Genomic DNA, 8,917 nt, shown 5'->3' on the forward strand with positions numbered 1-8,917 from the left:
AGGCGCGTCCGGCGAAGGTCAGCCCCACCGGCATCCCGGTGTCGGCCATCGTGCCCATCGGCACCGTCACCGTGGGAATCCCCAGGTGGCGCCAGACCAGGTTGCCGTTGGCCACCCACACGCCGTTGCGCCAGGCGAGGTCGGCCGAATCGGGGTCCACGTCGGCGTCGGCGGGACCGACGTCGGCCACCGCGGGGAAGGCGATCGCGTCCAGGCCCAGGCGGTCCAGCCAGTCCTCGAAGTCCACCCGGCGGGTGCTCTCCAGCCCCCTGAGCCCCTCCTCCAGGTGCGGGATCTCGGTGAGGGAGGTGACGCCGGTGCGGCGCACGAACTCCGGGTAGGCGGCGATGTCGTCGTCGAACCCGTCGTAGCGGTCCGGGAGGGTGCCCGGATCGTGCGGGAAGATCCGGGCGCCGTCGACCCGCTCCAGGCCGTCCAGGTCCGGGTCGCCGTTGGCGCGCAGGAAGTCGTGCCAGGCCCAGGCGGACAGGTCGAGGATCTCCCGGTCCAGGTACTCCCGGCTCACCAGTCCCCGGCTCCTGATCGTGGGCGCGCCGGGCCGGTCCCCCTCGTAGTTGGTCACCACGGGGAGGTCGGTGTCCCGTACCCGTACGCCGGAGGCCTCCAGGTCGGCGCGGGCCTCCTCCCACAGCCGCAGCACGCTGGGTCGGGTGTCCACCCGCCGCCCGGTCGGTCCCCCGATACCGGGGTTCTCGGCGGTCCCGGCCTCGGGGTCGGCGCCGGTGTACAGGCGCGGGGCGCCGATCCTGAGACCGTTCAGGGCCCGGCGGCCCGCGTCCGCGTCGGCCGCGCCCAGGTCGGTGAAGGAGGCCGGGCGCACCCGCGAGGCCGCCGGGACGTCGATCCAGGGCTGGACCCGCCAGAAGTCCCCCCGCGGTTCCGGGTCGTCGGCGACGATGACCTCCAGGAGTTCCAGCATGTCGGTCATGGTGCGGGTGTGGGGCACCACGACGTCCATGGTGGGCACCAGCGGCCAGTTCCCGCGGATGGAGATCACGCCCCAGGAGGGGGTGTAGGCGCACAGCGCGTTGTTGGAGGCGGGGGCGCGCCCCGAGGACCAGGTCTCCTCGGCCAGGCCGAAGGCGGCGAAGCTCGCGGCCGTGGCCGTGCCCGAGCCGTTGGAGGAGCCCGAGGCGAAGGCCGAGGTCAGGTAGTGCCCGTTGTAGGGGCTCTCCGCCCGCCCGTACACGCCGCGCTGCATGCCGCCGTTGGCCATGGGCGGCATGTTGGTCAGCCCGATCAGCACGGCGCCGTTCTCCCGCAGGCGCCCCACCGTGAACGAGTCGTGCTGGGCGACGAGGTGCTCGAAGGCCGGGGACCCGGCCGCGACCGTCAGCCCGCGGGCCTGGTAGCTGTCCTTGGCGGTGTAGGGGATGCCGTCGAGCGGCCCCAGGGTCCGCCCGCGCGCACGCCGTGCGTCGGAGGCGCGCGCCTCCTCCACGGCATGGGGGTTCATCACCACCACGGAGTTGAGCGTGATGCCGGTGTGGTCGTAGGCGGCGATGCGGGCCAGGTAGGCGCGCACCAGCTCCTCACTGGTGACGCGCCCCTGCTGAAGGGCCTCGCGCATCCGCGGGATCGTGGCCTCGACGACGTCGAAGGGCTCCATCAGTGCCCCCTCCTCGGTTCACCGCCGCGCGGGGCGGGCTGTTGCTGGGTGATGCAGTGGATGCCGCCGCCGAAGCGGAAGACGTCGCGGGCGTCGACCCGTACGACGGTCCGTCCGGGGTAGGCCTCGGCCAGGATCCGCGCGGCGGCCCCGTCGTTGGGGTCGTCGAAGGAGCACAGCACCACGACCCCGTTGGCGACGTAGTGGTTGATGTAGGACCAGTCGACGAACTCCCCGTCCTCGTCGGTCAGGGCCTGGGGAGCGGGGACGTCGACGACCCGCAGGGGGTTGCCGCGAGCGTCGACGGAGTCCTCCAGCACCCGGCGCAGGTGCCGCGTGACCTCGTGGTCGGGGTGGCGGGGATCGTCCTGCCGGTGCAGCAGCACGGTGCCCGACTCGGTGAAGCTCGCCACGATGTCGACGTGTCCCCTGGTGCCGAACTCGTCGTAGTCGCGGGTCAGGCCCCGGGGCAGCCAGACGGCGTGGCTGGTGCCCAACCGGGCGTGGATCCGCTCCTCGACGTCGGCCCTGGTCAGTTCCGGGTTCCGGCCCGGGTCCAGCTGCACGGTCTCGGTCAGCAGGACCGTGCCGGAGGCGTCGACGTGGAAACCTCCGCCCTCGTTGACCAGGTCGCTCGCGACGCGGGGCGTCCCGGCCAGCTCGGCCACCCGGCGGCCCACGAGCCGGTCCGCCTCCCAGGCCGCCCACTCCTGGGCGCCCCAGCCGTTGAAGACCCAGTCGACGGCGGCCACCCGACCGCGGGGGTCGTGGACGAAGGTGGGGCCGGAGTCGCGGATCCAGGCGTCGTCCAGGGGGATCTCGACGGTGTCGATCCCCGGCCCCAGCAGTTCGGCGGCCGTGTCGGCGTCCCCGGGCGCGACGGCGACGGTGACCGGCTCGTACTCCGCGACCGTGCGGGCCACCGCCGCCCAGGCGGCGCGGGCACGGCCCAGGGACGCGCTTCCGGGCGGGCCGAAGGTGTCGTTGGCCGTGGGGAAGGCCATCCAGGTGCGTTCGTGCGGCGCCCACTCCGGTGGCATCACCGTGGCGGACGGCTCGTCGGCCGAACCATGAGCGAACATGTCGTTCCTTGTCGTCTAACAGGGGCCCGAACACGGGCCGGAGCGAAGCGAGGGCCCGGGAGGACGCCGTCCGGTGACCGGAAGACCGGCCTCGTCCGCCGCGGTCTTGTACTTGTAGCGGGGTCGGAGTGCCGAAACTCGCTACAAGTAAGAGCAGCGCAGGTCAGAACCCATGCGTCACCCCAGCAACGTATTCGGGCGACCCATCGGACGGGTACTCGGGCGGGCGGGGAAGGCGGGCGAGTGGTCAGGCGGGCGGGCCCCCGGGGGCCAGTCCTGGAGCGTTCGCCCCAGGGGGGTCTGGTTCGGGCGCCGCCAGGGTTCTGCACGACGAGGCAAGCCGCGAGCGAGGAACGAGCGACAGGCGTGGCCGAGGAGGAGGAATCCCTGGCTCCTCGGGCGCCCGAACAGGGTGAGTACCGCGGCCGAAGGCCGACCGTCGAGGGTGGTAGCCCGTCCCCCGCGCGAAGCGCCCCGGCGGGCGACGGGCAGGCGAAGCGGAGGCCCGAAGAAGACACTGCCTAGGCCGGGTACTCGGTGGTGACGAACCGGCGCCGGAAGAACGCGGGGTCGCGCAGGTACTGCACGACCATGGCCACGATCCCCAGGACGAAGATGGCGACGGCCAGGATGAACACCAGTCCGACACCGCCGATGTGCGACCCGGAGCCGTAGGCCGGGTCCATGGAGTCCCATGCGGTCTGGAAGAAGAACACGAGCAGCAGGAGCCCGCCGAGCAGGGGCGCCACCAGCTTGGTCACCAGGTTGCCCAGCGAGGCGGTCGCCTCGCGGCGGAAGTACCAGACGCAGGCGAGGGCGGTCACCCCGTAGTAGAAGCAGACCATCATGCCCAGCGTGGTGATGGTGTCCCACAGGACGTTCTCGGAGACCACCCGCATGACCGCGTAGAAGACCGAGGCGATGACCACCGCCACGACCGTGGCGTATCCGGGGGTGTGGTGGACCGGGCTGACCCGCGCGTACTTCGACGGGAGCGCCCCGTAGTGGCCCATGGCGAGCATGGTGCGCGCGGGCGAGATCATCGTGGACTGGAGCGAGGAGGCCGACGAGGACAGCACCGCCAGGGACATCAGGACGGCGAAGGGGCCCATGACCGGACCGGCCAGCGCGGCGAAGACGTTGCCCTGGATGTCGGGGTTGCCCAGCCCGAGCTCACCGGTGGAGACTCCCGAGTAGGAGAGCGTGGCCACCGACACCAGCATGTAGAGCGTGACGACCACGAAGATGGTGGCGATGGCGGCCCTGCCCGGTGTGGTGGTCGTGCCGCGGCTCTCCTCGTTCATCGTCACGACCACGTCCCAGCCCCAGTAGACGAAGACGGACAGGGACACGCCCGCGGCGAAGGCGGAGAAGGAGTCGACGCCGAACGGGTTGAACCACTCCAGGCTCACGGCACCGCCGTCGAAGGCCGTTCCGGCGGCGACCTGGGAGAACGCGGCGACGGAGAACCAGAGCAGCACCACGACCTGGAGCGAGACCAGGACGTACTGGAACGTCTTGGTGGCCTCCATCCCCCGGTAGGAGATCCAGGCCGCGGCGGCCATGAACGCCAGGCAGGTCACGATGTTGACCGGCACGTTGCGCGTGAGCCCGGCGATCCACTCCTGGCCGCTGAGCTGGGAGATCGCCAGGTAGAAGAAGTCGACGGCGATCCCGGCGAGGTTGGACAGCACCAGGATGGTCGCGGCCAGCAGACACCAGCTCCCCATCCAGCCGACCCAGGGCCCGAAGGCCCGGGAGACCCAGGTGAAGGTGGTGCCCGAGTCCGGCATGGCCTTGTTGAGCTGGCGGTAGCCGATCGCCACCAGCAGCATCGGGACGAATCCGACCAGCAGGATCGCGGGCAGGTGCTCACCGACGGCCGAGGCCGTCGGGCCCAGGGATCCCGAGAGGGTGTAGGCCGGGGCGATGGTGGAGACGCCGATGACCAGGCCTCCCATGAGCCCGACGGCTCCCTTGCTGAGGCCCTTCCAGTGGGTCTGTGCGTCGGCGCCCGCCTCCGCGGGTCGCCCGGTCGTGTCCGTCATGACTGTTTCCTGTCGTCGCCAGATCGTACTCGGCGCCGAGGGGCCGGCGCCGCGGGAAGGGAACCGGTGGGCCCGTGCGGGCTCACCAGGGGGCGGGGTTCGTGCGCCGCGCGCCGGCCCCGGAGACGGGTCACGCCATGGGCGCCCCGGTGTCGACGGACGCCCCGAGGATCTCCTCGGCGGCGCGGCGGCCCTGGCGGAGGGCCCCGTCGACGTGCTGGTAGCCCTCGGCCGCCAGGTCGGAGCAGGCCCAGTGGACGGGTCCCACGGGCTCCCTCTGGTGGGCGCCGTAGCGGTGCAGGCCGCCCAGGTCGAAGCTGGCCGCGTACGCGCCGCGGGTCCACTCCTCCGAGACGAAGTCCGACTCGTAGTAGACGAGGGGTTCGAGCGCCTCCTCGCCCAGGTAGCGGGCGAGGGAGCCCAGGATCGCGTCGCGGCGCGCCCCGGCGTCCTGCTTCAGGGCCCGGTCGGCGAGCTCGTCCGAGACGAAGGCGACCAGGGTGCCGCGGGTGTCCCCGTGGTTGGTGTTGTCGTAGACCTCCTGGCAGAGCTCCTTGGCGCCGAAGCCGGTGCCGGAGAGGCCCTTCTCCCGCCAGAAGGGCCTGTCGTAGACCGCGTGGACCTTGATGACCAGGCCCATCGAGGTGTGCTGGTGCATCTGCTGCTGCAACCACGGCAGGGCGGGCTCGAAGGAGATGCGCGAGTAGAGCGTGGGCGGCACGGCCACGACCACGTGGCGGGCCCGCACGGTGAGGCGGTCGGACCACACCGTGACCCGGCCGTCGGCGTCCCCGTCCCAGCGGATGGTCCGGACCGGGGTCTCGAGGTGGACGACGTCCTCCCCGAGGGCGTCGGCCATCGTCTGGGAGACCGACTGCATGCCCCCGACGACGCGGCGGTCGAGGATGAAGTCCTCGTCCACGAGGTGGGAGAAGGAGCCGGCCGAGGCGGCCATGAGGACGGCCTGGAGCGCGGAGAACGCGTGGGCGGGCTTGGTCAGCATGCCCCCGGCCATGAAGATGCCGATGTTCTCCCGGGCGGCCTCGTCGTCGGTCTGGCCGCGCATCCACTCGTCGAAGGTGACGGTGTCGAGCTCGCGGGCGAGCGGGTGGTCCCAGGGGCGCTCCGGGCCGATCTGCTCGACCAGGTCGTCCAGGACCCCGATGACGCGCTTCATCTCCGCCTCGGTGGCCTCTCCCGCGGGGATCATCTCCCCGGTGAACTCGTGGCGGTCGCCGTCCTGGTCGAGGTAGACGTCGGCCCCGTCGCGGTGGCGCGGGAAGGTGCTCATGCCCAGCTCGTCGAGGAGTCCGAGCAGCTCGGTCTGGTCGGGCGAGACCCACTGGCCGCCGAGTTCGAGGAAGGCCCCGTCGATCTCCCGTGACCAGGTGCGCCCGCCCACACGGTCGCGGGCCTCCAGGACCGCGACGGACCGGCCCGCGGCCCGGAGGGTGCGCGCGGCCATCAGCCCGGCCGGTCCGGCGCCCACGACGACGACGTCGCGTTCGAGCGCCTCGGCGCTGCCGATGACGTGTGTGCCACTCATGGGTGTGCTCCTTCGAACATTAAAATGAACAACATTCATTAAGGGGGCGCACGCCCCCCGCTGTCAAGTGACGATGGGGTAACAGGCGCAGGTCAACGGCCCGGACCGCGCCGAAGCGGCGCAGCCGCGCCGCTTCTACACTTGGAGACCGCGTTCGTGCCTCGCGACGACGACAGGAGGAAGGCGTCAGTGAGCCAGCAACCGCCCCGCACACGGGGCAGGGGCAGACCGCCCTCACCCGTCCTGTCCCGCGAACGGCTCGCGCGGGCGGCGATACGGATCGTGGCCGAACAGGGGTACCGGCGCCTGACCATGGCCTCGCTGGCCCGCGAGCTCGGGGTCTCGGCCTCAGCGCTCTACAACCACGTCTCCTCCAAACGTGACGTGCTGGTGCTGATCCAGGACCGCGTCAACGAGCAGATCGACTGCTCCGCCTTCGACACGCGGCCCTGGGACGAGGCCCTGCGGGAGTGGGCGCGCTCCTACCGGCACTGCTTCGCGCGGCACACCGCACTCATCCCCGTCATGGCGGTCCTGCCCGTGGCCGACTCCCCCCAGACGCTGCGGATGTACGAACGGGTCACCCGCGCCCTGTGCGAGGCCGGGATCGACGGCGCGGACGCCGTGGACATCATCGTCGGGGTCGAGGCCCTCGTCTTCGGCGCCGCCTACGACGTCTCCGCGCCGACCAACATCTTCGACCCGGGCGGCCTGGAGGAGTTGGCCCCGACCTTCACCCGGTTCGCCGCGCAGCGGCCGCGGGACCCCCGCGCGGCCGCCGACCGGGCCTTCGAGCTCGCACTCGAATCCCTGGTCGGGGGCCTGCGCCAGAGGTTCACCGAGACCGTCGGCTGAGCGGGGCCGCCGCGGGCGTACCGGCTCACGTCCCGAGGGCGTGCATGACGTGCTTGACCCGGGTGTACTCCTCCACCGAGTACAGCGAGAGGTCCTTGCCGTAGCCGGAGGACTTGAAGCCGCCGTGGGGCATCTCCGCGGCCAGCAGCACGTGCGTGTTCACCCAGACGCAGCCGAAGTCGAGGGCGCGCGTCAGACGCATGGCGGTGGCGTGGTCGGAGGTCCAGACGCTGGAGGCCAGGGCGTAGTCGACGTCGTTGGCCAGCGTCACGGCCTCCTGCTCGGAGGAGAAGGTCTGCACCGTCAGGACCGGCCCGAAGGTCTCCTCCTGGACCAGTTCGTCGTCCTGGCGGAGGCCGGTGATCACCGTCGGCTCGAAGAAGTAGCCCTCGGAGCCCTCGACCGGCTTCCCCCCGGTCACCACGGTGGCGTGGTCGGGGAGTCGGTCGAGCTTGTCCCTGACCGACGCGAAGTGGCGCACGTTGTTCAGCGGGCCGAAGTCGTTCTGGGACTCGTCGGTCCTCCCGGTGGCGGTGCCGCGGGCGGCCTCGGCGAGCAGTTCCACGAGCTGGTCGTGAGCGCTCTCCTCGACCAGCACACGGGTGACGGCGGTGCAGTCCTGGCCCGCGTTGAAGGTCCCGAACTCGACGAGCGCCTTGGCGGTGGCGGCCAGGTCGGCGTCGGCGAAGACCACGGCGGGCGCCTTGCCGCCGAGTTCGAGGTGGCCGCGCTTGAGACCCCGGGCGGCGGACGCGGCGACCTGCTGGCCCGCGCGCACCGAGCCGGTGAGGGAGACCATGGCGGGCTCGGGGTGCTCGACCATGAGCTTGCCGGTGCTGGCGTCGCCCAGGACGACGTTGACCACGCCCGCGGGGAGGATCTCGCCCATGAGCCGGGCCAGGACCAGCGTCGACTCCGGGGTGGTGTCGGAGGGCTTGAGCACGACGCAGTTGCCCGCGGCCAGCGCCGGGCCGAGCTTCCACACCGCCATGAGCAGCGGGTAGTTCCACGGGGTCACCTGGGCCACGACGCCGACCGGCTCGCGGCGCACGTAGGAGGTGTGGCCCTCCATGTACTCCGCGGCCGCGCGCCCCTCCAGCGTGCGGGCGGCTCCGGCGAAGAAGCGCAGGTGGTCCACGCCCATGCCGATCTCCTCCTGGGAGATCATCCAGCGCGGCTGGCCGGTGTTGCGGTGCTGGGCCTCGACGATCTCGTCGGCGCGCGCCTCGACCGCGTCGGCGACCTTGAGCAGCAGGCGCTGCCGCTCGGCCGGGGTGACGTCCCGCCAGGCCCCGAACGCCTCACGGGCGGCGGTGAAGGCGCCGTCGACGTCGACCTGGTCGGAGACCGGCGACACCGCGACGGTGCTCCCGTTCGTGGGGTCGACGACGTCGATGCTCCCCTGCCCGTGGGCGTCGACGAACCCACCGTTGACGTAGTTCCTGAGGCGGTTTCCCATGTGGTCTCCTCGGCCGTCCATAAAATGATCCTCGTTCATTTTATGGTCACGCGTGGTGATCGGCAACACATCCCCCGGTGCCGGGCGCCGCACGACGCGCGCAAGCCCCGTCCCCAGGGGCGTTCGGCCGTCCGAAGGCGTTGGGACACGGGCTCCGCGAGGCAGGTGGAGCGGGCGGGCGCCCGTGCGCCCGCCCGGATCACCAACCGGTGAGCAACAGGTGGTTGACCAGCAGGGCCGTGACCGCCTGGACGGCCAGCCAGGCCCTGTGGTGGCGGTCCGGCAGGAGCGCGGCGG

6 protein-coding genes are annotated in these 8,917 nt (G+C 71.8%); 1 reads left to right on the forward strand and 5 read right to left on the reverse strand.

All coding sequences use genetic code 11. The features are described from left to right. The 4 genes from D455_RS0123760 to D455_RS0123775 all read right to left on the reverse strand — a co-directional run. Window positions 1–1,630, reverse strand: a 1,630-nt coding sequence (locus D455_RS0123760) for an amidase (protein WP_017573181.1), incomplete at its 3' end; no start/stop codon positions are given. Beyond that, window positions 1,630–2,712, reverse strand: coding sequence for an agmatine deiminase family protein (locus D455_RS0123765; protein ID WP_017573182.1), 1,083 nt, complete (start codon window positions 2,710–2,712; stop codon window positions 1,630–1,632). The genes D455_RS0123765 and D455_RS0123760, both read right to left, overlap by 1 nt. A gap of 521 nt (window positions 2,713–3,233) precedes the next feature. Next, window positions 3,234–4,760: an APC family permease gene (locus tag D455_RS0123770; protein WP_017573183.1), complete on the reverse strand. Its 1,527-nt coding sequence runs from the start codon at window positions 4,758–4,760 to the stop codon at window positions 3,234–3,236. A 130-nt stretch (window positions 4,761–4,890) separates the two neighbouring features. Further along, the gene (locus tag D455_RS0123775; RefSeq protein ID WP_017573184.1) at window positions 4,891–6,306 is read right to left on the reverse strand and encodes a flavin monoamine oxidase family protein; all 1,416 of its coding nucleotides are present in this window, start codon (window positions 6,304–6,306) and stop codon (window positions 4,891–4,893) included. Between the two features lie 189 nt (window positions 6,307–6,495). Here D455_RS0123775 and D455_RS0123780 point away from each other — a divergent pair, with 189 nt between their 5' ends. Beyond that, entirely contained in the window at window positions 6,496–7,161 is a 666-nt protein-coding gene (locus D455_RS0123780) for a TetR/AcrR family transcriptional regulator (RefSeq protein WP_017573185.1), read from the forward strand. 25 nt (window positions 7,162–7,186) lie between these two features. Here D455_RS0123780 and D455_RS0123785 read toward each other — a convergent pair whose 3' ends face one another. Further along, complete coding sequence (locus D455_RS0123785) at window positions 7,187–8,620, reverse strand: gamma-aminobutyraldehyde dehydrogenase (RefSeq protein WP_026122918.1); 1,434 nt, start codon at window positions 8,618–8,620, stop codon at window positions 7,187–7,189. Window positions 8,621–8,917 lie beyond the last annotated feature (297 nt).

Origin of the sequence: Nocardiopsis halotolerans DSM 44410, assembly GCF_000341065.1 — a bacterium.
In the GTDB taxonomy this organism is placed as follows: Bacteria; Actinomycetota; Actinomycetes; order Streptosporangiales; family Streptosporangiaceae; genus Nocardiopsis; species Nocardiopsis halotolerans.